General features: G+C 61.1%; 33 protein-coding genes. 1 reads left to right on the top strand and 32 read right to left on the bottom strand.

Annotated features, from left to right (window positions below):
• Positions 1–5: 5 nt before the first annotated feature.
• Positions 6–482, top strand: a complete 477-nt coding sequence (locus tag ACVOLV_RS07365) for a DUF2127 domain-containing protein (protein ID WP_481553801.1) — start codon at positions 6–8, stop codon at positions 480–482.
• A gap of 203 nt (positions 483–685) precedes the next feature.
• On the opposite strand, the gene ACVOLV_RS07360 is transcribed toward ACVOLV_RS07365, so the two are convergent.
• The 32 genes from ACVOLV_RS07360 to fusA all read right to left on the bottom strand — a co-directional run bounded on the left by ACVOLV_RS07360 (position 686) and on the right by fusA (position 22,106).
• Positions 686–1,129 carry an REP-associated tyrosine transposase gene (locus tag ACVOLV_RS07360; protein ID WP_481553800.1) on the bottom strand — a complete coding sequence of 148 codons (444 nt, stop codon included), beginning with the start codon at positions 1,127–1,129 and terminating at the stop codon, positions 686–688.
• A 190-nt stretch (positions 1,130–1,319) separates the two neighbouring features.
• Positions 1,320–2,687 (bottom strand): class II 3-deoxy-7-phosphoheptulonate synthase, encoded by a 1,368-nt coding sequence (locus tag ACVOLV_RS07355; RefSeq protein WP_481553799.1) that lies wholly within the window; start codon positions 2,685–2,687, stop codon positions 1,320–1,322.
• Between the two features lie 28 nt (positions 2,688–2,715).
• Positions 2,716–3,231, bottom strand: coding sequence for a disulfide bond formation protein B (locus ACVOLV_RS07350; protein ID WP_481509904.1), 516 nt, complete (start codon positions 3,229–3,231; stop codon positions 2,716–2,718).
• 145 nt (positions 3,232–3,376) lie between these two features.
• Positions 3,377–3,763 carry a 50S ribosomal protein L17 gene (gene rplQ, locus ACVOLV_RS07345; protein ID WP_303749039.1) on the bottom strand — a complete coding sequence of 129 codons (387 nt, stop codon included), beginning with the start codon at positions 3,761–3,763 and terminating at the stop codon, positions 3,377–3,379.
• Positions 3,764–3,957: 194 nt separating this feature from the next.
• Positions 3,958–4,956 carry a DNA-directed RNA polymerase subunit alpha gene (locus tag ACVOLV_RS07340; RefSeq protein WP_062169013.1) on the bottom strand — a complete coding sequence of 333 codons (999 nt, stop codon included), beginning with the start codon at positions 4,954–4,956 and terminating at the stop codon, positions 3,958–3,960.
• A 54-nt stretch (positions 4,957–5,010) separates the two neighbouring features.
• Entirely contained in the window at positions 5,011–5,640 is a 630-nt protein-coding gene (rpsD, locus tag ACVOLV_RS07335) for a 30S ribosomal protein S4 (protein ID WP_057629607.1), read from the bottom strand.
• A 14-nt stretch (positions 5,641–5,654) separates the two neighbouring features.
• On the bottom strand, positions 5,655–6,047 hold the full coding sequence (rpsK, locus tag ACVOLV_RS07330; protein WP_057629606.1) for a 30S ribosomal protein S11: 393 nt from the start codon (positions 6,045–6,047) through the stop codon (positions 5,655–5,657).
• Between the two features lie 12 nt (positions 6,048–6,059).
• On the bottom strand, positions 6,060–6,416 hold the full coding sequence (gene rpsM, locus ACVOLV_RS07325; RefSeq protein ID WP_057629605.1) for a 30S ribosomal protein S13: 357 nt from the start codon (positions 6,414–6,416) through the stop codon (positions 6,060–6,062).
• Between the two features lie 346 nt (positions 6,417–6,762).
• Complete coding sequence (gene secY / locus ACVOLV_RS07320) at positions 6,763–8,118, bottom strand: preprotein translocase subunit SecY (RefSeq protein ID WP_481553798.1); 1,356 nt, start codon at positions 8,116–8,118, stop codon at positions 6,763–6,765.
• A gap of 7 nt (positions 8,119–8,125) precedes the next feature.
• Positions 8,126–8,569: a 50S ribosomal protein L15 gene (rplO, locus tag ACVOLV_RS07315; RefSeq protein ID WP_303749037.1), complete on the bottom strand. Its 444-nt coding sequence runs from the start codon at positions 8,567–8,569 to the stop codon at positions 8,126–8,128.
• 6 nt (positions 8,570–8,575) lie between these two features.
• Positions 8,576–8,767 carry a 50S ribosomal protein L30 gene (gene rpmD, locus ACVOLV_RS07310; RefSeq protein WP_062169020.1) on the bottom strand — a complete coding sequence of 64 codons (192 nt, stop codon included), beginning with the start codon at positions 8,765–8,767 and terminating at the stop codon, positions 8,576–8,578.
• A complete protein-coding gene (rpsE, locus tag ACVOLV_RS07305; protein ID WP_282270259.1) occupies positions 8,760–9,302 on the bottom strand; it encodes a 30S ribosomal protein S5 in 543 nt (180 codons plus the stop codon). Before rpsE ends, rpmD begins: the two co-directional genes overlap by 8 nt.
• Before the next feature lie 161 nt (positions 9,303–9,463).
• Positions 9,464–9,817: a 50S ribosomal protein L18 gene (gene rplR / locus ACVOLV_RS07300; RefSeq protein WP_303749035.1), complete on the bottom strand. Its 354-nt coding sequence runs from the start codon at positions 9,815–9,817 to the stop codon at positions 9,464–9,466.
• 33 nt (positions 9,818–9,850) lie between these two features.
• Positions 9,851–10,378, bottom strand: a complete 528-nt coding sequence (gene rplF / locus ACVOLV_RS07295; RefSeq protein WP_481553797.1) for a 50S ribosomal protein L6 — start codon at positions 10,376–10,378, stop codon at positions 9,851–9,853.
• 15 nt (positions 10,379–10,393) lie between these two features.
• Positions 10,394–10,792, bottom strand: a complete 399-nt coding sequence (gene rpsH / locus ACVOLV_RS07290; RefSeq protein WP_481553796.1) for a 30S ribosomal protein S8 — start codon at positions 10,790–10,792, stop codon at positions 10,394–10,396.
• Between the two features lie 215 nt (positions 10,793–11,007).
• Positions 11,008–11,313, bottom strand: a complete 306-nt coding sequence (gene rpsN, locus ACVOLV_RS07285; RefSeq protein WP_062169030.1) for a 30S ribosomal protein S14 — start codon at positions 11,311–11,313, stop codon at positions 11,008–11,010.
• Between the two features lie 18 nt (positions 11,314–11,331).
• The gene (rplE, locus tag ACVOLV_RS07280) at positions 11,332–11,874 is read right to left on the bottom strand and encodes a 50S ribosomal protein L5 (protein WP_062169033.1); all 543 of its coding nucleotides are present in this window, start codon (positions 11,872–11,874) and stop codon (positions 11,332–11,334) included.
• A gap of 10 nt (positions 11,875–11,884) precedes the next feature.
• A complete protein-coding gene (rplX, locus tag ACVOLV_RS07275) occupies positions 11,885–12,202 on the bottom strand; it encodes a 50S ribosomal protein L24 (protein WP_017355416.1) in 318 nt (105 codons plus the stop codon).
• Between the two features lie 16 nt (positions 12,203–12,218).
• On the bottom strand, positions 12,219–12,587 hold the full coding sequence (gene rplN / locus ACVOLV_RS07270) for a 50S ribosomal protein L14 (protein WP_019186153.1): 369 nt from the start codon (positions 12,585–12,587) through the stop codon (positions 12,219–12,221).
• Between the two features lie 13 nt (positions 12,588–12,600).
• Complete coding sequence (gene rpsQ, locus ACVOLV_RS07265; protein WP_282270268.1) at positions 12,601–12,870, bottom strand: 30S ribosomal protein S17; 270 nt, start codon at positions 12,868–12,870, stop codon at positions 12,601–12,603.
• Between the two features lie 11 nt (positions 12,871–12,881).
• Positions 12,882–13,067, bottom strand: coding sequence for a 50S ribosomal protein L29 (rpmC, locus tag ACVOLV_RS07260; protein WP_054657204.1), 186 nt, complete (start codon positions 13,065–13,067; stop codon positions 12,882–12,884).
• Positions 13,067–13,480: a 50S ribosomal protein L16 gene (rplP, locus tag ACVOLV_RS07255; protein ID WP_057629593.1), complete on the bottom strand. Its 414-nt coding sequence runs from the start codon at positions 13,478–13,480 to the stop codon at positions 13,067–13,069. The genes rpmC and rplP overlap by 1 nt, the downstream gene beginning before the upstream one ends.
• A 5-nt stretch (positions 13,481–13,485) precedes the next feature.
• Positions 13,486–14,220 (bottom strand): 30S ribosomal protein S3, encoded by a 735-nt coding sequence (gene rpsC, locus ACVOLV_RS07250; RefSeq protein WP_057629592.1) that lies wholly within the window; start codon positions 14,218–14,220, stop codon positions 13,486–13,488.
• An 18-nt stretch (positions 14,221–14,238) separates the two neighbouring features.
• Entirely contained in the window at positions 14,239–14,574 is a 336-nt protein-coding gene (gene rplV, locus ACVOLV_RS07245; protein ID WP_017355410.1) for a 50S ribosomal protein L22, read from the bottom strand.
• Between the two features lie 12 nt (positions 14,575–14,586).
• Positions 14,587–14,856 carry a 30S ribosomal protein S19 gene (gene rpsS / locus ACVOLV_RS07240; RefSeq protein ID WP_057629591.1) on the bottom strand — a complete coding sequence of 90 codons (270 nt, stop codon included), beginning with the start codon at positions 14,854–14,856 and terminating at the stop codon, positions 14,587–14,589.
• Positions 14,857–14,862: 6 nt separating this feature from the next.
• On the bottom strand, positions 14,863–15,690 hold the full coding sequence (gene rplB, locus ACVOLV_RS07235; protein WP_303749030.1) for a 50S ribosomal protein L2: 828 nt from the start codon (positions 15,688–15,690) through the stop codon (positions 14,863–14,865).
• 10 nt (positions 15,691–15,700) lie between these two features.
• The gene (gene rplW / locus ACVOLV_RS07230) at positions 15,701–16,000 is read right to left on the bottom strand and encodes a 50S ribosomal protein L23 (RefSeq protein ID WP_057629589.1); all 300 of its coding nucleotides are present in this window, start codon (positions 15,998–16,000) and stop codon (positions 15,701–15,703) included.
• A complete protein-coding gene (gene rplD / locus ACVOLV_RS07225) occupies positions 15,997–16,602 on the bottom strand; it encodes a 50S ribosomal protein L4 (protein WP_481553795.1) in 606 nt (201 codons plus the stop codon). Before rplD ends, rplW begins: the two co-directional genes overlap by 4 nt.
• A gap of 12 nt (positions 16,603–16,614) precedes the next feature.
• The gene (gene rplC / locus ACVOLV_RS07220; RefSeq protein ID WP_057629588.1) at positions 16,615–17,265 is read right to left on the bottom strand and encodes a 50S ribosomal protein L3; all 651 of its coding nucleotides are present in this window, start codon (positions 17,263–17,265) and stop codon (positions 16,615–16,617) included.
• 11 nt (positions 17,266–17,276) lie between these two features.
• Entirely contained in the window at positions 17,277–17,588 is a 312-nt protein-coding gene (gene rpsJ, locus ACVOLV_RS07215; RefSeq protein ID WP_010341589.1) for a 30S ribosomal protein S10, read from the bottom strand.
• A 1,134-nt stretch (positions 17,589–18,722) separates the two neighbouring features.
• Complete coding sequence (gene tuf / locus ACVOLV_RS07210) at positions 18,723–19,913, bottom strand: elongation factor Tu (protein ID WP_481553794.1); 1,191 nt, start codon at positions 19,911–19,913, stop codon at positions 18,723–18,725.
• Positions 19,914–19,964: 51 nt separating this feature from the next.
• A complete protein-coding gene (gene fusA, locus ACVOLV_RS07205; protein ID WP_481553793.1) occupies positions 19,965–22,106 on the bottom strand; it encodes an elongation factor G in 2,142 nt (713 codons plus the stop codon).
• Between the last annotated feature and the right edge of the window lie 107 nt (positions 22,107–22,213).

The raw sequence follows: 22,213 nt of genomic DNA, 5'->3' as shown, positions 1-22,213 counted from the left end.
TTGTCTTGACTGACAAAACGCCCTACAACCCGGATCCGCATGCGCATCCGGGACTGGCAGCCATCGCGCTGCTGGAAGCGGGAAAGGCCGTACTGGCCTTTCTCGCTGCGGCGGGCCTGGAGATATCCGGGCCGGCTCCGCTTCGCAACATCATCAATGCCCTGATCCACCGCGCAGGTGGTGACCCCGAGAACGGCGCGTTCTCCTCGTTGCTGGGCATGATCACCCCCGATACTGTTCACCTCGGCGCCGCTGTACTGGTCGGCTACGGGCTGCTGCGCGTGCTTGAAGCCTGGGGCCTGTGGCGCGCCAAGGCCTGGGCCTCATGGCTGGGCTGCATCTCCGCCGCGCTCTACCTGCCGCTGGACTTCTACGCCATCGTCAAACACCCCGGCTGGGCCTCCTGGCTGCTGCTGGCGGTTAACCTGCTGGTCGTCTGGGTACTGGCCCGCGACCTGGGCAAGCGCCACCGCAAGCGCTGACGCTTCACCTGTAGTGCCGAGCCATGCTCGGCATTGGGCCTGCCCCAAAATGCCAAACGCCCCACCTGTACTGCCGAGCCATGCTCGGCATTGGGCCTGCCTGACAATCCCGAACGCTTCACCTGTAGTGCCGAGCCATGCTCGGCATTGGGCATTACCGGTAACGCATCTTGCCGAGCATGGCTCGGCACTACATCAGAACATCAGAGCTGCCAGCCCCATCTGCACCAAGCATATGGATAGTCCTGCGGCCGTTCGCATAGGCCTGCCCGCACCGGGTTGTGCAGCAGATAGTTAGCTACGCCACGCAGTGATTCATCGCGCCTGATTGCATGATCGTGATAGCCGGTCTGCCAGATGGAACCTGCGCCACCAACAGACCTTGCTGACCGCGATTTCAAGCGCTGCATGCACCCACCCAGCGATCCGGATTGAAGCTGCAGCAGCCAATGCAGGTGATCGGGCATTACCACCCAGGCAAGGTTGTGACAAATGTCGGCGAGTTCGCAGTGTCGCAACGCCTCAATGACCTGCTCGGCGTTCTTGCGATTCGCAAACAGCGGCACACGCCCTGCGGTTACCGTGGTGATTGAATAGATGTTGCTGGGCAGCGAGAAACGCCCGAGGCGCAGTTTTTGACTGGACATCGCTACAGCCTGAGGCTGGCGACCAAGAACGTCCGTCGGTGAACCAAGGCCCCACTTGTAGTGCCGAGCCATGCTCGGCATGTGGCCTTACCGGTAACGCCCCTGCCGAGCATGGCTCGGCACTACACCTGGGCTGCAGATTTACGGGGCAAGCCTCTGCCGAGCATGGCTCGGCACTACCGTGCGTCCGTCAGCCTTGCTTGCGGACGATGGCCATGGCGATTTCCAGCGACTGCTCGTAGTTCAGGCGTGGGTCGACACTGGAACGGTAGGCACGCTCCAGATCGCGTTCGGTGAGCTCACGTGCGCCGCCGGTGCACTCGGTGACATCCTCACCAGTCAGCTCCAGGTGCACGCCTCCAAGGCGCGTACCGGCCGCTGCATGCAGGTCGAAGGACAGCTCGACCTCACTGCGGATGTTGTCGAAGCGACGCGTCTTATAGCCGTTGCTGGTGCTCTCGGTATTGCCGTGCATGGCGTCGCAGACCCACAGCACGCGACGACCATCGCGCTTGATCGCATCCAGCAGCGGCGGCAGCTTGTCGGCAATCTGCGCTGCGCCCATGCGGTGGATGAAGCTCAGACGGCCCGGCTCATCTTCCGGGTTCAGCACATCGATCAGGCGCAGCAGTTGATCCGGCTGCACCGACGGCCCCACCTTGATCGCGATCGGGTTACGCACGCCACGCAGGTACTCGACATGCGCGCCATCCAGCGCGGCGGTGCGCATGCCGATCCACGGGTAGTGCGTGCTCAGGTTGAACCAACCGTTCTGCCGCGGCACCTGCCGGGTCAGCGCCTGCTCGTACGGCAGCAGCAAGGCCTCGTGAGAGGTGTAGAAATCGACGCGGTTGAGGTTGTGCACCTGCGAGCCCGACAGGGTCTCCATGAAGCGCACCGCGTCACCGATCGAGGCCACCATCTTCTGGTACTCCTCGGCCAGCGGCGAGCAGCGCATCCACGCCAGGTTCCAGTATTCGGGGTGGTGCAGGTCGGCGAAGCCGCCATCGATCAACGCACGCACGAAGTTCATGGTCAGCGCCGAGCGCGAGTGCGCGGTGATCATCCGCTGCGGATCCGGCACGCGTGCCGCCTCGGTGAAGGCCGGCGCATTGATCACGTCGCCGCGATAGCTGGGCAAGGTCACCCCGTCACGGGTTTCGGTATCGGCCGAACGCGGTTTGGCGTACTGCCCGGCGAAGCGGCCAACCCGGATCACCGGCATGCGCAGACCATGCACCATCACCAGGCTCATCTGCAGCAACACCTTGAGCCGGTTGGAAATCGTGCCCGATTCGCAGTCGACGAAGTTCTCAGCGCAGTCACCGCCCTGCAGCAGGAAACGCTTGCCTTCCTGCGCCTCGGCCAGCTGCTGCTTGAGCGCGAAGATCTCCCACGAGGTCACCAGCGGCGGCAGCTGTCGCAACTCGCTGAGCGCCTCTTCCAGCGCCTGCGCATCGGGGTAGGTCGGCATCTGCAGCGCGGGCTTGCCACGCCAGCTATCCGGCGCCCAGCTGCTGGCGGTGGCGACGGATGACGGGGAGGAGGAAGCGTTCATGCAGATACCAGTTGAATAAGTGAGAGAGTCAGATCAAACGTTTCTTGCGTGTACGCAGGCCGGCATACAGCGCCCAACCCGCAAGCAATACGAACCACACCAGGCTCCACATCGGCATGCTCAGGCCGAGGAAGGTCCAATCGATGTTGCCGCAGTCACCGGTGCCGGTCAGCACGGTACGGAACACTTCGAACGGGCCCATGGTTTCGGCCAGGAAGCTTAGCGGCGGGCCGCAGCTGCTGCCCAGGTCCTTCGGCAACAGTTGCACGTAAACGTGGCGCCCGGCGATGCCGATGCCCACCACGGCTGCCAGGAACGTCAAGACGCCATAGCCGGCACGCCCGCCGCGACTGGACGGCCCGTGCAGCGCACCGAGCAGGAACAACACGCCGACGGCGGCAAATGCGATGCGCTGGTAGATGCACAGCGGGCACGGCTCCAGCCCCATCTGGATCTGCATGTAGATCGCAAATGCGAGCAGGCCGGCACAGGTCAAAAAGCCCAGCAGGCACTGCGCACGGAAACTCCAACGCAAAGGGTTCATCGCAACTTTCCGGAGTGAACAATGCAACAAGAGTAGCAGGCCGCCCGCGCGCGATCAGCAGTGATGGCAGCCGTAACCACATGAACGAAAAAGCCCGGCGTAGGCCGGGCTTCTCTTGCATCCGTCGATGGACGGAAGCGTGCGATTACTCGCCGACTTCTTCCGCAACGGCGACCGGACGGTCAACCAGTTCAACGTAAGCCATCGGAGCGTTGTCGCCAGCGCGGAAGCCGCACTTCAGCAGACGCAGGTAGCCGCCCGGACGGTTGGCGTAGCGCGGGCCCAGGATGGTGAACAGGACGCCTACGGCTTCCTTGTCACGCAGGCGGGCGAACGCCAGACGACGGTTGGCAACCGAATCAACCTTGGCCAGGGTGATCAGCGGCTCGGCAACGCGGCGCAGTTCCTTGGCCTTCGGCAGGGTGGTCTTGATCAGCTGGTGCTTGAACAGCGACGCAGCCATGTTCTTGAACATTGCTTCGCGGTGGGCGCTGGTACGGTTGAACTTGCGGCCCGACTTCATGTGACGCATGGGTATATTCCTTGGTTAATGGTGAGACGTTGGACTTCGTTGTCGCCATCCTGGCGTTGAAAGTGGACTGCGGGTGGTCCTGGTCGCCCGTCCTGGACGACCGGCATTGCGGCGTTGTTTAACCGTCAATGCGGGTACTGCTGAAACAATATTCCCCCGCATGGTCGCCCATGCGGGGGAACAGGTATTGCTTATCAGCCGAGCATGCCGTGAGCGGCGACACCGGCCGGCGGCCAGTTCTCCAGCTTCATGCCGAGCGACAGACCGCGCTGGGCCAGCACTTCCTTGATCTCGGTCAGCGACTTCTTGCCGAGGTTCGGGGTCTTGAGCAGTTCAACTTCGGTCTTCTGGATCAGATCGCCGATGTAATAGATGCTCTCAGCCTTGAGGCAGTTGGCCGAACGCACGGTCAGCTCCAGGTCGTCGATCGGGCGCAGCAGCACCGGATCCACGCCGTTGTTGGCCGGCTTGGCTGCACCGCGGTCGCGGTGGGTGAAATCACCGAACACCGACAGCTGATCACTGAGGATGTCGGCCGCAGTGCGGACAGCTTCCTCGGCATCGATCGTGCCGTTGGTTTCGATATCAATGACCAGCTTGTCCAGATCGGTACGCTGTTCGACGCGAGCGGCTTCCACCGCATAAGCGACGCGGCGGACCGGCGAGAACGAAGCGTCCAGCACCAGACGACCAATCGCACGCGATTCTTCGTCCGGACGACGACGTGCGGCAGCCGGCTGGTAGCCGAAGCCACGCTCGACCTTCAGACGCATGTTGATCGCAGTGTCCTTGGTCAGGTTGCAGATCACATGGTCGCCGTTGATCACTTCGACGTTGTGGTCAACCTTGATGTCGGCAGCGGTGACAACACCCGGACCCTGCTTGGACAGGGAAACGGTGGCGCTGTCGCCGGTGTGCATACGGATCGCCACGTCTTTCAGGTTCAGCAGGACGTCAAGCACGTCTTCCTGCAGGCCTTCCAGAGTGGTGTACTCGTGCAACACGCCGTCGATCTCGACTTCGGTAATGGCGAAGCCCGGGATGGACGACAGCAGCACGCGACGCAGGGCGTTGCCCAGCGTATGCCCGTAACCACGCTCCAAGGGTTCGATCACGACCTTGGCGCGGGTCTCGGTAAGGCGTTCGATCTGCGGACCGCGAGGACGCAGAACCTGGTTTGCGGTAACCGTCATGTTGCGGGTTCTCCTGCGAACCTCCGGTGCAACCCGGAGGTTCTCCATTGTGAATTACTTCGAATACAACTCGACGATCAGCGCTTCGTTGATATCCGCAGGCAGGTCCGCACGATCCGGCACAGCCTTGAAGACGCCGCTGAACTTCTTCGAATCGACTTCGACCCACGACGGGCTGAGGTCGTGCTGCTCGGCAACGACCAGGGCTTCCTGGACGCGCAGCTGCTTGGCAGCCTTTTCAGACAGCGCAATCGCGTCGCCGGCCTTGATCTGGTACGAAGCCAGGTTGACCGACTTGCCATTGACCGTGACGCCGCGGTGCGAGACCAGCTGACGAGCAGCCGGACGGGTCACTGCGAAGCCCATGCGGTAGACGACGTTGTCCAGACGGGTTTCCAACAACTGCAGCAGGTTCTCGCCGGTGTTGCCCTTCTTGGTCGAGGCCTTCTTGTAGTAGTTGCGGAACTGACGCTCCAGCAGACCGTAGATACGCTTGACCTTCTGCTTTTCGCGCAGCTGGGTAGCGTAGTCGGACAGCTTGCCCTTACGGGCAGTGGCGCCGTGCTGGCCGGGCTTTTGCTCCAGCTTGCACTTGGAATCCAACGCGCGGGCCGGGCTCTTCAGGGAGAGGTCGGCGCCTTCGCGGCGGGCGAGCTTACAGGTAGGACCGATATAACGAGCCATTTCTTATCGCTCCTTTAGACGCGACGCTTCTTCGGCGGACGGCACCCGTTGTGCGGGATTGGCGTCACGTCGATGATGTTGGTGATCTTATAGCCGACGTTGTTCAACGAACGTACGGCCGACTCACGGCCCGGACCCGGACCCTTGATGCGGACTTCCAGCGACTTCAGGCCGTAATCCAGCGCAGCCTTGCCAGCCTTTTCGGCGGCAACCTGAGCGGCGAACGGAGTCGACTTACGCGAACCACGGAAGCCAGCGCCACCGGAGGTCGCCCAGGACAGTGCATTGCCCTGACGGTCGGTGATGGTCACGATGGTGTTGTTGAACGAAGCGTGGACGTGGGCAACGCCATCAGTGATGACGCGCTTGATCTTCTTCTTGGTTTTTGCAGCAGCGGGCTTAGCCATTATCTAGGTCCCTTACTTCTTCAGAGCCTTGCGCGGACCCTTACGGGTACGTGCATTGGTCTTGGTGCGCTGACCACGCAGCGGGAGACCACGACGGTGACGCAGGCCGCGGTAGCAGCCCAGGTCCATCAGGCGCTTGATGGCAATGCCGATTTCGCGACGCAGATCGCCTTCAACGATGTACTTGCCCACTTCCAGGCGCAGACGATCGATTTCCGGTTCCGACAGATCGCGGATCTTGGTGGTCGAAGCAACGCCTGCGACTTCGCAGACCTTCTTCGAACGGGTACGGCCGATGCCGTAAATGCTTTGCAACCCGACCCAGACGTGCTTCTGGGCTGGCAGGTTGACGCCTGCAATACGCGCCATGACGCGGTTCTCCAGCTGAGTGATGGCCGACTGCGCACCAAAAGGCGCGCCAATCCGGCAGGATGGATCAAAAAAGTGAACTAGCGATACTAACAAGGCTTCGGTTTGCTTGGAAGTCGTGGAACATAACGTTCCACAGACCCGGCGTGGGGAGTGTGCCCATGCTCCGGCGCCGGATGTGCCTGGCAAGGAGAGTCATCTCCGAGCCGCCCGCGCTACTCCCGCGCGGAACAACCACATCACACCCCCACCCGAAACCGCTGCAGGGGCCGCCCTTCTGTTTGGAAAGCCGCCCGGTTGACCAGGGCGGGTTTCGCGTAATTAAGCAACAAGTATAACCGGTGAATCAGCCGCGTGCAAAGCCGCCGCGGTTGCCACCCTTCAGGTTGGCCTTCTTCAACAGGCTCTCGTACTGGTGCGACATCAGATGTGCCTGGACCTGCGCAATGAAGTCCATCACCACCACCACCACGATCAGCAGCGAGGTGCCGCCGAAGTAGAAGGAGGCATTGAGCTGGGTACGCATGATTTCCGGCAGCAGACAGACGATCACCAGGTACAGCGAACCAGCAGCGGTCAGACGGGTCAGCACGGCATCGATGTAATCAGCAGTTGCCTTGCCCGGACGGATGCCTGGAATCAGCGCGCCCGACTTCTTCAGGTTGTCAGCGGTTTCCTGCGAATTGAACACCAGCGCGGTGTAGAAGAACGCAAAACCACTGATCAGCGCAGCGAACACGATCATGTGCAGCGGCTCGCCCGGGCCCAGCGCATTTGCCACCTTCTGCAGCCACGTGGCCGAGCTGGCCTGGCCGGACCACATCGCCAGCGTTGCCGGGAAGGCAAGGATGCTGGAAGCAAAGATGGCCGGGATCACACCCGCCATGTTGAGCTTCAACGGCAGGAACGAGGTCTGGTTCATGTAAGCATTACGACCACCCTGACGGCGGGCGTAATTGACCGTGATGCGGCGCTGACCGCGCTCGACGAACACCACGAAGTAGGTGAAAGCCAGCACCACCAGCACGATGATCAGCAACGAGATGAAGCTCATGTTGCCGTCACGGTAGGCTTCGACGGTATGGATCACGGCAGCCGGCAGGCCAGCCACGATACCGGCGAAGATGATCAGCGATACACCGTTGCCGATGCCCCGCTCCGTCACCTGCTCACCCACCCACATCAGGAAGATGGTGCCTGCGGTGAGCGCGATGATCGCGGTCAACACGAAGCCCATGCCCGGCGCATAAACCACCGGTGCACCGCCCGGCGACACCTGGTTCTGCAGTGCCAGCGCAATACTGCCGCCCTGCACCACCGCCAGGAGCACCGCGCCAATGCGCGAATACTGCGTGATCTTGCGACGGCCAGACTCACCTTCCTTCTGCATGGCCTTCAGGGCCGGGAAGATGTGGACCGCCAGCTGCATCACGATGGATGCCGAGATATACGGCATCACATTCAACGCGAAGATACTGAAACGGTGCAGGGCGCCGCCCGAGAACATGTTGAACATGTCCACGATACCGCCGCCCTGCGCCTGCATCAGCGCAAGCATGGCATCGGGATTGACGCCCGGCACCGGCACATAACAGCCGATGCGATAGACGAGCAATGCCCCAAGTACGAACAGGAGGCGCTGGCGAAGTTCCGTGAACTTACCTGCCCCTGCCGCGAGTTTACCGATGCCAGCTTGCGCCATGTTCCAGTTACTCCTGTACGCTGCCGCCGGCAGCTTCAATCGCGGCCTTGGCGCCAGCAGTGGCGGAAACACCCTTCAGGGTGAACGCCTTGCTCAGCTCGCCCTTCAGGACGATCTTGACCTTCTTTGCTGCCGTCGGGATCAGCTTGGCAGCACGCAGTGCGGCCACGTCGATCTCACCAGCTTCCAGGCGATCAAGGTGGTAGGACAGCACTTCAGCAGTGTCCTTGGCCTTGTGCGAGAAGAAGCCGATCTTCGGCAGACGACGCTGCATCGGGGTCTGGCCGCCTTCGAAGCCAGCCTTGATCTTGCCGCCGCCCTTGCGAGCGAACGAACCCTTGTGGCCGCGGCCGCAGGTCTTGCCCAGGCCGGAGCCGATACCGCGGCCGACGCGGGTGCGCTCGGTGCGGGCGCCCGGTGCCGGGCTCAGTTCATTGAGACGCATAGTCATGGTCGATTACTCCTCAACCTGGACGAGGTACTGAACCTTGTTGATCAGACCGCGAACCTGCGGGCTGTCCTTCAGTTCACGCACATCATTGAGCTTGTTCAGGCCCAGGGCACGCACCGACAGGCGGTGACGCGACTGGGTGCCACGCAGGCCACGCACCAGGCGGACCTTCACGGTCTTGACGGTTTCATTAGCCATGGTTCAGATCCTCCAACTTCTTGCCGCGCTTGGCAGCAATACGGGCCGGGGACTGTGCGCCGGCCAGACCCTTCAGGGTGGCACGGACCAGGTTGATCGGGTTACGCGAACCGGTTGCCTTGGCCAGGACGTTCTTCACGCCAACGGCTTCCAGCACGGCGCGCATGGCACCACCGGCGATGACGCCAGTACCTTCCGAAGCCGGCTGCATGAACACGCGAGCAGCGCCGTGACCATCCTTGATGGTGTGCCACAACGTGCCGTTGTTCAGATCAACGCTGACCTGGTTCTTGCGGGCCTGCTCCATCGACTTCTGGATGGCGACCGGCACTTCGCGCGCCTTGCCATAACCGAAGCCGACCTTGCCTTCGCCATCACCGACCACGGTCAGTGCGGTGAAGGTGAACTGGCGACCACCCTTGACGGTCTTGCTGACGCGGTTGACCGCGACCAGCTTCTCGATCATGCCGTCGTCGATTTTCTCTTCGCGGTTACGGTCGCGATCGCGACCCCGCTGCTGACGCTCTTCTGCCATTTCGATTCCTTGATTGATTGGGTATGTACGGCTCGATGCCGCTTATGGTTGTGAGTTGAAGCGATGTTTCGCCAGACGCTGCAGAAGAACGAAAGGCGCCCGGTACAAACCCGTACCGGCAGGCAGGCGGAAAGGGGCCAAAGGCCCCTTTCCTGTATTGCTTAGAACTGCAGGCCGCCTTCGCGGGCAGCATCAGCAAGAGCCTTGATGCGACCGTGGTAGCGGTAGCCCGAGCGGTCGAAAGCGACCTTCTCGATACCAGCAGCCTTGGCGCGCTCTGCAATCAGCTTGCCAACCTTGGTGGCGGCTTCCATGTTCTTGCCGCTCTTCAGGCCTTCCTTGACGTCGGCCTGTGCGGTGTTGGCAGCAGCCAGCACCAGCGAGCCGTCGGCGGTGAAGATCTGTGCGTACAGGTGCTGACCGGTGCGCAGGACCGACAGGCGCGCAACACCCAGGGTACGGATGTGCGAACGGGTCGACTTGGCGCGACGCAGACGGGCGATGTTCTTGTTCATTTTCTTTATCCTCGAAAGCTGAAAACCTAAGAATTAGGCCTTCTTGGCTTCCTTGCGAATGATGACTTCACCGGCGTACTTCACACCCTTGCCCTTATAGGGCTCCGGCGGACGGAAACCACGGATCTTGGCGGCGACTTCACCGACAACCTGCTTGTCCACGCCCTGCACGACGATTTCCGTCTGCGTCGGGGTCGACAGGGTGATGCCTTCCGGCGCCACGAACAGGACAGGGTGGGAGAAGCCCAGCGACAGGTTCAGGTCCTTGCCCTGCATGGCAGCGCGGTAACCCACGCCGACCAGCTCCAGCTTGCGCTCGAAGCCTTCGGACACGCCCTGCACCATGTTGGCCAGGATCGCACGCACGGTGCCAGCCAGTGCGTCGAAGGACAGGTCCTTCGGGCTCAGCGTGGCAACGCCGTTGTCGAGAGTGATTTCAACGCCAGCGGTCTTGTTCAGCGACAGGGTGCCCTTCGGGCCCTTCACGCTCACAACTTCCGGCTGGATGGTCAGTTCAACGCCCTTGGGCAGGTTGATCGGCTTCTTGGCTACGCGGGACATAGTGGACTCCTTCCCTTAGGCCACGAAGCACAGGACTTCGCCGCCGACGCCCAACTGGCGCGCCTGCGCATCAGTCATGATGCCCTTGGAGGTGGAAATGATGGCGATACCCAGGCCGTTCAGGACCTTCGGCAGTTCAGACTTGCCACGGTACTGGCGCAGACCCGAACGCGAGAAGCGCTTCAGGGTCGCGATGACCGGCTTGCCTTCGAAATACTTCAGGACGATTTCAAGCTCGGCCTTGTTGTTTTCGATGTTGTTGACGCGCAGGTCGCTGATGTAACCCTCGTCCTTCAGGACCTGGGCAATAGCCACCTTGACCTTGGACGACGGGGCTTTCACCGTCTGCTTGCCAACCGCGGCCGCATTTTTAATGCGGACCAGCAGGTCGGCGATGGGATCAGTCATGCTCATGTAGATACCTTTGAGTGCACCGATATCCGCTTTCGCGAAAATCTTGTGTTTTCCTGGGATGGGCCAGGGCCCTTGACGCACTTGCCACCCTTTTCGGGCAGGCAAGAAGCGGGATTGTACAACAAAAAGTCCGACTTGCGTCGGACTATTTGCTTTACCTTCAGGTTGCCCTGCCGGTGACCTGGCCGGGCCTTGCGGCCCGGCAGGGTTATTGCTTACCAGCTTGCCTTGCGCAGGCCCGGCACGTCACCGCGCATGGTGGCTTCGCGCAGCTTGTTACGGCCGAGGCCGAACTTGCTGTACACGCCACGCGGACGGCCCGACAGCTCGCAACGGTTGCGATGGCGGCTCGGCGACGAATCGCGCGGCAGCTTCGACAACTTGATCACGGCTTCAGCCTTCTCTTCGTAGCTCGCGTCCACCGAGGACACGATCTTCTTCAGAGCTGCACGCTTGTCGGCGTACTTCAGAGCCAGCTTCTTCCGCTTGATGTCGCGGTTGACCATTGAGGTCTTTGCCATTTCTGTATCCTCGACGAATCAGTTACGGAACGGGAACTTGAACGCTGCGAGCAGCGCCTTCGCTTCCGCGTCGGTCTTGGCGGTGGTGGTGATGGCGATATCCATACCGCGGATCGCGTCGACGGCGTCGAAGTCGATTTCCGGGAAGATGATCTGTTCCTTCACACCCATGTTGTAGTTGCCACGACCGTCGAACGAACGACCCGACACGCCGCGGAAGTCACGCACGCGCGGCAGCGAGATGTTGATCAGGCGATCCAGGAACTCAAACATGGTGTCACGACGCAGCGTGACCTTGCAGCCGATCGGCCAACCGTCACGGATCTTGAACGAAGCCACCGAGACGCGCGACTTGGTGACCACCGGCTTCTGGCCGGTGATCTTGGTCATGTCGGCAACGGCGTTCTCAAGAACCTTCTTGTTGGTCGCAGCTTCGCCCACACCCATGTTCAGGGTGACCTTGACCAGGCGCGGCACTTCCATCGGATTGGTGTAACCGAACTGCTTGGTCAGCGCCGGTACCACTTCTTCCTTGTAAAACTTTTCGAGACGTGAATTCATCGGTCAGTCCTTAGGCGTCGAGCGCCTCACCGCTGGAGCGGAACACACGCAGTTTGCGTCCATCCTCCAGCACCTTGAAGCCAACGCGTTCGCCCTTGCCCGAAGCCGGGTTCAGCACATTCACGTTGGAGATATGGATCGACGCTTCACGCTCGACCACGCCGCCGGCAACGCCTGCCTGCGGGTTCGGCTTGGTGTGGCGCTTGACGATGTTCACGTTGGCGACGATCACACGATCGCCGTCGACGCGGACGACTTCGCCCTGCTTGCCCTTGTCCTTGCCGGTGTTGACGACGACTTGGTCGCCCTTCTTGATACGGTTAGCCATGATTATCTCCTGGCGCTCACAGAACTTCGGGAGCGAGCGAGACGATCTTCATGAACTTCTCGGAACGAAGTTCACGGGTCACCGGTCCGAAGATGCGGGTGCCGATCGGCTCTTGCTTGTTGTTGAGCAGGACCGCAGCGTTGCCGTCGAAACGGATCAGCGAGCCATCGGCGCGACGCACACCCTTGCGGGTACGCACCACGACGGCGTCATACACTTCACCCTTCTTGACTTTGCCGCGCGGGATTGCGTCCTTCACGGTGACCTTGATGATGTCGCCGATGTGGGCATAACGGCGCTTGGAACCACCAAGCACCTTGATGCACATCAGTTCCTTGGCACCGGAATTGTCCGCAGCATCAAGGTAGCTCTGCATCTGGATCATGAGTCAGATCTCCTTATTCAGCCGCACGCGTGATGACTTCCACCACACGCCAGTTCTTGGTCTTGGACATCGGAGCAATCTCGGTCACACGAACGACATCACCTTCTTTACAGGCGTTGTCGGCGTCGTGTGCGTGCAGCTTGGACGAGCGCTTGATGTACTTGCCGTACAACGGGTGCTTGACCTGGCGCTCCACCAACACGGTGACCGTCTTGTCCATCTTGTTGCTGACGACACGGCCTTCGACCGTGCGCAGCGTCTTCTTTTCAGTATTTTCGCTCATAGCAGCCATCCTTACTTCGTGCTGCCGATCAGGTGCTTGACGCGAGCAATCTCGCGACGCACCCGGCGGGTTTCGTGGGTCTTCGGCAGCTGGCCGGTGACCTGCTGCATACGGAGCGAGAACTGCTCCTTACGCAGGTCGGTCAGGTGGGCCTTGAGTTCGTCAGCCGACTTCTCGCGGAGTTGTTTGATGTCCATCAGCGCACCGTCCGGGTTACGAAAGTGGTGGTCACCGAGAGCTTGGCAGCGGCCAGGCGGAACGCCTCGCGTGCCACTTCCTCGGTCACACCCTCGACTTCATAAATCATGCGGCCCGGCTGGATCTGAGCGACCCAGTATTCCACGCCACCCTTACCAGCACCCATTCGGACTTCGATGGGCTTCTTGGTGATCGGCTTGTCGGGGAACACACGGATCCACATCTTGCCGCCGCGCTTGACGTAGCGGCTGATCGAGCGGCGAGCCGCTTCGATCTGACGCGCAGTCAGCTGACCGTGGGCAGTTGCCTTCAGACCGTACTCGCCGAAGCTGACGGCATTCGCGCTCCAGCTCAGACCGTCATTGCGGCCTTTGAACATCTTGCGGTATTTGGTTCGCTTGGGTTGCAACATTGCCGTTACCTCGCTTCACGAGCCGGGCGCGACGGACGGTCACCGCGGTCGCCGCGATCGTTACGATCGTTGCGCGGGCTGTCGTCCTGCTTTTCCTGGCCAACCTGGGAGAAATCAAAGACTTCACCCTTGTAGATCCAAACCTTGATGCCGATGATGCCGTAGGTGGTGCTGGCTTCAGCGAAACCGTAGTCGATATCTGCACGCAGGGTGTGCAACGGCACGCGGCCTTCGCGGTACCACTCCGAACGGGCGATTTCAGCGCCGTTCAAGCGGCCGCCGACGTTGACCTTGATGCCCAGGGCACCCAGGCGCATCGCGTTGCCGACCGAGCGCTTCATTGCACGGCGGAACATGATGCGGCGCTCCAGCTGCTGCGCGATCGACTCGGCAACCAGCTGTGCGTCCAACTCCGGCTTGCGCACTTCGGTGACGTTGATGTGCGCCGGGACGCCCATCATTTCGCTCACTTCCTTACGCAGCTTTTCGATGTCCTCACCACGCTTGCCGATCACCACGCCCGGACGGGCGGTGTGGATCGTCACGCGAGCCGTCTTTGCCGGACGCTCGATGAGGATCTTGGAGATGCCAGCCTGAGCAAGCTTCTTGCGCAGCATCTCGCGAACTTTCAGGTCGGCTGCCAGGTAACCAGCAAACTCGGCCTTGTTGGCGTACCACTTGGAGTTCCAGTCCTTGGAAATACCGAGGCGGATACCAACCGGATGAACTTTATGACCCATGGTCTTTATCCTTTCCGCTTACTTGCCGGCGCCCACAACCACAGTGATGTGGCTGGTGCGCTTGAGGATGCGGGTACCGCGGCCTTTCGCCCGCGCCATGAAACGCTTCAGGGTCGGACCTTCATCAACCATGATGGTCTGGACCTTCAGCTCGTCGACGTCAGCGCCCTGGTTGTTTTCGGCATTTGCGATAGCCGACTCCACCACCTTCTTGATCAGGTGGGCAGCCTTCTTATCCGAAAACTTCAGCAGGTTGACCGCACGCTCGGCCGGCAGACCGCGCACCTGGTCAGCGACCAGACGGGCTTTCTGCGCAGAGATGCGCGCGGAGCGCAGGATTGCTTTCGCTTCCATTGTCATCTCTCCTTACTTGCCCGACTTCTTGTCGCCACCGTGACCCTTGAAGGTCCGGGTGACGGCAAATTCGCCGAGCTTGTGGCCGACCATGTTCTCGTTAACGAGCACTGGAACGTGGTTCTTACCGTTATGAACGGCGATGGTGACGCCTACCATTTCCGGCAGGATCATCGAACGGCGCGACCAGGTCTTGATCGGCTTCTTGCTACCCGCAGCGGCCTCCACCTTCTTGACGAGGTGGTGATCGACGAACGGGCCCTTCTTAAGTGAACGTGCCATGGTCGATTAGCCCCTACGATCGCGGACGATGAACTGCTGAGTGCGCTTGTTATGACGCGTCTTGTAACCCTTGGTCGGAACACCCCACGGGGTGACCGGATGCGGATTACCCTGGCCGGCCTTGGCTTCACCACCACCGTGCGGGTGATCCACCGGGTTCATGGCTGCACCGCGGACGGTCGGCTTGACGCCGCGCCAGCGCTTGGCACCAGCCTTGCCCAGCTTTTCCAGGTTGTGCTCATCGTTACCGACTTCACCGATGGTGGCGCGGCATTCGATCGGCACCTTACGCATTTCACCCGAGCGCAGACGCAGGGTGGCGTAGATACCTTCACGAGCGACCAGCTGCACGCCTGCACCAGCAGCACGAGCGATCTGAGCGCCCTTGCCCGGCTTCAGCTCGATCCCGTGGACGGTGGTACCGACCGGGATGTTGCGCAGCGGCAAGGTGTTACCGGTCTTGATCGGGGCATGAGCGCCCGAGATGACCTGGTCACCAGCCTTCAGACCCTTCGGGGCGATGATGTAGCGACGCTCGCCGTCGACGTAGCACAGCAGGGCGATATGGGCAGTGCGGTTCGGATCGTATTCGATACGTTCCACGCGTGCCGGAATGCCTTCCTTGTTGCGCTTGAAGTCGATCAGACGGTAGTGCTGCTTGTGACCACCACCCACGTGACGGGTGGTGATGCGGCCGTGGTGGTTACGACCGCCGGACTTGCTCTGCGGCTCCAGCAACGCAGCATGCGGCGCGCCTTTGTGCAGATCAGGAGTGACCACGCGCACGGCCGAACGACGGCCGGGAGAAGTGGGTTTGAATTTCATCAATGGCATGGGATGTACCTCAGGCCTTGGCCGTTACATCGATGGACTGGCCATCGGCGAGACGCACATACGCCTTGCGCCAATCGCCGCGGCGGCCTGCACGGTTACGGAAGGACTTGTTCTTGCCCTTCACGTTCAGCACATTGACCGACTCGACCTTGACGTCGAACAGCTGCTCAACCGCGGCCTTTACATCGGCCTTGGTGGCTTCGTTCGAAACTTCGAAGACGTATTGGTTGGAGATTTCCTGCAGGCGCGCGGTCTTTTCAGAGACTCGCGGTGCACGCAGCACGCTGAAGATTTTTTCGTTGGCGCTCATGCCAGCCACTCCTCGACCTTCTTGACCGCGTCAGCGGTGATGACGACCGTGTCGGCACCGACCAGCGAAACCGGGTCCAGACCCTGCACGTCACGCACTTCCACGTAGGGAATGTTGCGAGCCGACAGGTACAGGTGCTCGGAAGCTTCTTCGGTGACGATCAGCGGGCGCTTGCCCACTTCCAGGCCAGCCAGCTTGGTGATCAGAGCCTTGGTGCTGGTCGCTTCGACATCGAACGACTCAACGATGGTCAGGCGGCCCTGGCGGTTCAGCTCGGACAGGATGGCGCACATGGCGGCGCGATACTGCTTGCGATTGACCTTCTGTTCGAAGCTACGCGGCTTGGCCGCGAAGGTGACACCACCGCCGACGAAGATCGGAGCGGTCAGGGCACCGTGACGAGCGCCACCACCCTTCTGCTTCTTCGACTTCTTGGTGGTACCAGCCACTTCAGAACGCGTCTTCTGTGCCTTGGTGCCCGAACGTGCGGCATTGCGGTAAGCAACGACGACCTGGTGAACCAGATCTTCGCTGAAATCGCGACCGAACACGGCTTCGGAGACCGAGACCTTGTTGTTGCTACCCGTGATAACGAGTTCCATCGTCATCTCTCCTTATGCCTTGCTAGCCGGACGCACGATCACGTCACCACCGGCTGCGCCAGGCACGGCGCCGCGGATGGCAATCAGACCACGCTCGACATCGACCTTGACCACTTCCAGGTTCTGCGTGCTCTGCTGCACCGAACCCATGTGGCCGGACATCTTCTTGCCCGGGAAAACGCGACCCGGGGTCTGGCGCTGGCCCAAGGAACCCGGCGCGCGATGCGACAGCGAGTTACCGTGGGTTGCATCGCCCATACGGAAGTTGTAGCGCTTGATGGTGCCCTGGAAGCCCTTACCCTTGGTGACGCCCTGGACGTCAACCGTCTGGCCGACTTCAAAGATGTCTGCCTTGATTTCGCCACCGACGGCGAAATCGCCGATCTGTGCGTCTTCAACGCGGAATTCCCACAGGCCACGGCCGGCTTCAACCTTCGCCTTGGCGAGGTGACCAGCTTCCGGCTTGTTGACCAGTGCAGCGCGACGCGCGCCGACAGTCACCTGCACTGCGCTGTAGCCGTCGGTTTCAACGGTCTTGATCTGCGCGATGCGGTTCGGGGTGGCTTCAATCAGGGTCACTGGGATGGACTGGCCATCTTCAGTGAAAACGCGGCTCATGCCAGCCTTGCGGCCCACGAAGCCCAACGAATATTTCTTCGTCATGGTCGTAGTCCTCAGGTCAGCTTGATCTGAACGTCGACGCCGGCAGCCAGTTCGAGCTTCATCAGCGCGTCCACGGTCTTGTCGTTGGGGTCGACGATATCGAGCACGCGCTTGTGCGTGCGGGTCTCGTACTGGTCACGCGCGTCTTTGTCGACGTGCGGGGAGACGAGGATGGTGTAACGCTCGATCTTGGTGGGCAGAGGGATCGGGCCACGCACTTGCGCGCCGGTCCGCTTTGCCGTTTCAACGATCTCGCTGGCCGAACGGTCGATCAAACGATGATCAAACGCCTTCAACCGAATTCGGATCTTTTGGTCCGCCATGACGGTATTCCTATGGGTCTAAAGAGCGACAGGTTCGGCCCCTATGTGTGCCGAACCCCATGAAAACGACGTTTAGCGCCGAAGCACTGCCCGTCGCGCGAATCCTTTCATAACAGCAGGGCGGCCCGGTTTCCCGGCCCGCCCCAGACTCGTTCAAACGCACAAAAAACACCCCGTTGAACGGAGTGCCTCCCATGCGACCTGTCCTTGTCTGGCGAATACGAGGCGCGTCCTGCTCCTCTTTTCGCTGGTTGCGGAATTCTCGTAAACGAGCCCTTCCGCGAGTGGTCGTGCATTCTGTCAGTATTCTTTTCCTATTGCAACTCACCCCTCTACCGAGGTATGGGGTACTTCAGCTGACAGCCGGATTTGCGGGGTTTCCCGCGTATAAGCGGGTTTTGGCCTTGGCACCTGCGCGGCTGATCTGCGCGGATGCTGGCATCCCGGCTAACTGCGGGATGAATGGCCAGATGGCAGGCGCGGGAGCGGGAAGGCCGGGGAATTCGCGTAACGGTACTGCGCCAAGCGCCCTACCCCGCCCCAGGCGCAACAACTGCGTCGGCCAGAGCCAGGCAAGCCCTGAACAGGCCCGAATGTGAATACGCCGCCCCGCCACTTCCGCCGGGAGCGGCATTATCCACGCCGGCGAAGCGGAAGTACAAATCCATCCTGGCCGCAATCTCAGCCTATTCAGATTCTCCAAACTTCCCGCGAAAAGCTGCCCTCACCCCACCCCCTCTCCCGTAAACGGGAGAGGGGCTCGCAATGCGTCGGTCGCTAGCGAACTGCGGGCTGACGGTGTACTAGCCCCTCTCCCGCGCGCGGGAGAGGGGTTGGGGTGAGGGGAAGCTTTTGACTTTTAGCTTTTGACTTTTAGCTTTTGGCATTTGACTCCCGGCTTCTGGCTTCTTCAGCCAATTGAAGCCGCGAGCCTTCAAAACTCATGACCCTTGAAGCTTTTGGCGCCAAAACCTCCCAGCCCCCTGAAGCGCCAGGTTCTCCAAACCACAAGCGTCAAACACGCACGCCACACGAAGCCCCAGCCCCTCACCACCCCACCCACAAAACAAAAAAAAGGGCGGCCCGGAGGCCGCCCTTCTTCAACACCTTGCTTCGCGAGGAAGCACAGCGCTATTAGGCGATGATCTTTGCAACCACGCCGGCGCCGACGGTACGGCCACCTTCGCGGATTGCGAAGCGCAGGCCTTCGTCCATTGCCACCGGGTTGATCAGGGTGACCGACATCTTGACGTTGTCACCCGGCATCACCATCTCGACGCCTTCCGGCAGTTCGCAAGCGCCGGTGATGTCGGTGGTACGGAAGTAGAACTGCGGACGGTAGCCCTTGAAGAACGGGGTATGACGGCCACCCTCGTCCTTCGACAGCACGTACACCTCAGCTTCGAACTGGGTGTGCGGCTTGATCGAGCCCGGCTTGGCCAGAACCTGGCCACGCTCAACGTCGTCACGCTTGGTGCCGCGCAGCAGCAGACCGGCGTTGTCGCCTGCCTGACCCTGGTCGAGCAGCTTGCGGAACATTTCCACACCGGTGACGGTGGTCTTCTGGACCGGACGGATACCGACGATTTCGATTTCTTCGCCGACCTTGATCACGCCGCGCTCGATACGACCGGTCACCACGGTGCCGCGGCCCGAGATCGAGAACACGTCTTCCACCGGCATCAGGAACGGCTTGTCGACGTCACGCTCCGGGGTCGGGATCCAGCTGTCCAGTGCATCGACCAGCTTCAGGATGGCCGGCACGCCGATGTCGCTCTGGTCGCCTTCCAGCGCCATACGAGCCGAACCGTGCACGATCGGGGTGTCGTCGCCCGGGAAGTCGTACTTGCTCAGCAGCTCGCGGACTTCCATTTCGACCAGTTCCAGCAGCTCGGCATCGTCAACCATGTCGGCCTTGTTCAGGAACACGACGATGTACGGCACGCCGACCTGACGCGACAGCAGGATGTGCTCGCGGGTCTGCGGCATCGGGCCGTCAGCAGCCGAGCAGACCAGGATCGCGCCGTCCATCTGGGCAGCACCGGTGATCATGTTCTTGACGTAGTCAGCATGGCCCGGGCAATCGACGTGGGCGTAGTGACGGTTGGCGGATTCGTACTCAACGTGCGCGGTCGAGATCGTGATGCCACGAGCCTTCTCTTCCGGCGCGGCGTCGATGGCCGAGTAATCCTTGAATTCGCCACCGAAGCGCTCAGCACCGATCTTGGTCAGTGCAGCGGTCAGCGTGGTCTTGCCATGATCGACGTGGCCGATGGTGCCGACGTTGACGTGCGGCTTGGTACGTTCGAACTTACCCTTGGACATATGTAATTCCTTGATTAGCTAAAACTTGGAGGGAGAGGCTGAGTCTAAGACTCAGCCCTTCTTGATAACGGTTTCGGCGATGTTGTTCGGCGCCGGCTCGTAATGGTCGAATTCCATCGTGAAGGTTGCGCGACCCTGGGTCTGCGAACGCAGCGCGGTGGCGTAACCGAACATTTCGCCCAGCGGGATCATCGCATTGATGATGCTGGCCGAACCGTCACCGGTGGTGCCCGAGCCCTGCAGAACGCCACGACGACGGCTGACGTCGCCCATCACGTCACCCTGGTATTCCTCCGGGGTCACGATCTCGACCTTCATGATCGGCTCCAGCAGCACCGGCTTGGCCTTGGCGAAGCCCTGCTTGAAGGCCATCGACGAAGCGAGCTTGAACGCCATTTCCGAGGAGTCAACGTCATGGTACGAGCCGAACACCAGCTTGACCTTGACGTCCACCACCGGGAAGCCAGCCAGCGGACCGCTGGTGATGGTTTCGCGCAAGCCCTTTTCCACGGAAGGAATGAATTCCTTCGGGATCACGCCGCCGGTGATGTCGTTGATGAACAGGAAGTCGTCCTTGATGGAACCGGCCAGCTTCGGATCGGCACGATCTTCAGCGGTGATCGGCGACAGCTCGATCACGACGTGACCGTACTGACCCTTACCACCGGACTGCTTGGCGTGCTTGTAATCCGACTTGACGTCAGCCAGCTGGATGGTTTCGCGGTACGCAACCTGCGGCTTGCCGACGTTGGCTTCAACGTTGAACTCGCGCTTCATGCGGTCAACGATGATGTCCAGGTGCAGCTCGCCCATGCCGGAGATGATGGTCTGGCCGGATTCTTCGTCGGTCTTGACGCGGAACGACGGATCTTCCTGTGCCAGACGGCCCAGTGCCAGACCCATCTTTTCCTGGTCCGACTTGGTCTTCGGCTCGACAGCCATCGAGATCACCGGCTCCGGGAACACCATGCGCTCGAGCACGATCGGCGACTCAAGCGAGCACAGCGTGTCACCAGTGGTGGTGTCCTTCAGGCCCACAGCAGCCGCGATGTCACCCGCCAACACTTCCTTGATTTCTTCGCGGTTGTTGGAGTGCATCTGCAGGATGCGGCCGATGCGCTCCTTCTTGTTCTTCACCGAGTTCAGAACGGTGTCGCCACCGCTCAAGGTGCCCGAGTAGACGCGGAAGAAGGTCAGCGCGCCGACGAACGGATCGGTGATGATCTTGAACGCCAGCGACGAGAACGGCGCCTTGTCGTCCGACTTGCGGGTCATCTCGATGGTGTCGTCGTCAACGTCGGTGCCCTTCACGTCCGGCACGTCGATCGGCGACGGCAGCAGCTGGATCACGCCGTCAAGCATGGCCTGCACGCCCTTGTTCTTGAACGCGGAACCGCAGAACATCGGCACGATCTCAACGGCCAGCGTACGGGTACGCAGCGCCTGGATGATCTCGGCCTCGGCCAGCTCTTCGCCGCCCAGGTACTTCTCCATCAGCTCTTCGCTGGCTTCAGCCGCGGTTTCGATCATGAAGGTGCGGGCTTCTTCAGCCGCTGCCTGCAGATCAGCCGGGATTTCGCCGTACTCGAACTTCATGCCCTGCGAAGCCTCATCCCAATGGATGGCCTTCATCTTGAGCAGATCGACCACGCCCTTGAAGCCTTCTTCAGCACCGATCGGCAGCTGCATCGGCACGGCGACGGCGCCGAGCTTTGCCTTCAGCTGATCACGGACCTTCAGGAAGTTGGCACCGGTACGGTCCATCTTGTTGACGAACGCGATGCGCGGCACCTGGTAACGATTGGCCTGGCGCCACACGGTCTCGGACTGCGGCTGCACGCCACCAACGGCGCACAGCACGAACACCGCACCGTCGAGCACGCGCAGGGAGCGTTCGACTTCGATGGTGAAGTCAACGTGCCCGGGGGTGTCGATGATGTTGAAACGGTGCTCCGGCAGGGACTTGTCCATGCCCTTCCAGAACGCGGTGGTAGCAGCGGACTGGATCGTGATGCCACGTTCCTGCTCCTGCTCCATCCAGTCCATGGTGGCGGCGCCGTCATGCACTTCACCGAGCTTGTGGCTCTTGCCGGTGTAGAACAGGATGCGCTCGGACGTGGTGGTCTTGCCGGCATCGATGTGAGCCATGATGCCGAAGTTACGGTAACGCTCGATAGGAGTGGTGCGGGCCACGGGAGCCTCTCAATTTCTTGGAATTCGGATGGCCGAACGCCGCCTTGCGGCGGCCTTCGGATTTAAGCAGCGCTCAAAGCGCTACAAACAGCACCTATGTGGGTGCC

Source organism: Stenotrophomonas sp. STEN023 (assembly GCF_056760135.1).
The sequence above is the reverse complement of the archived record's forward strand: the minus strand, read 5'-3'. Positions and strand labels throughout refer to the sequence as shown.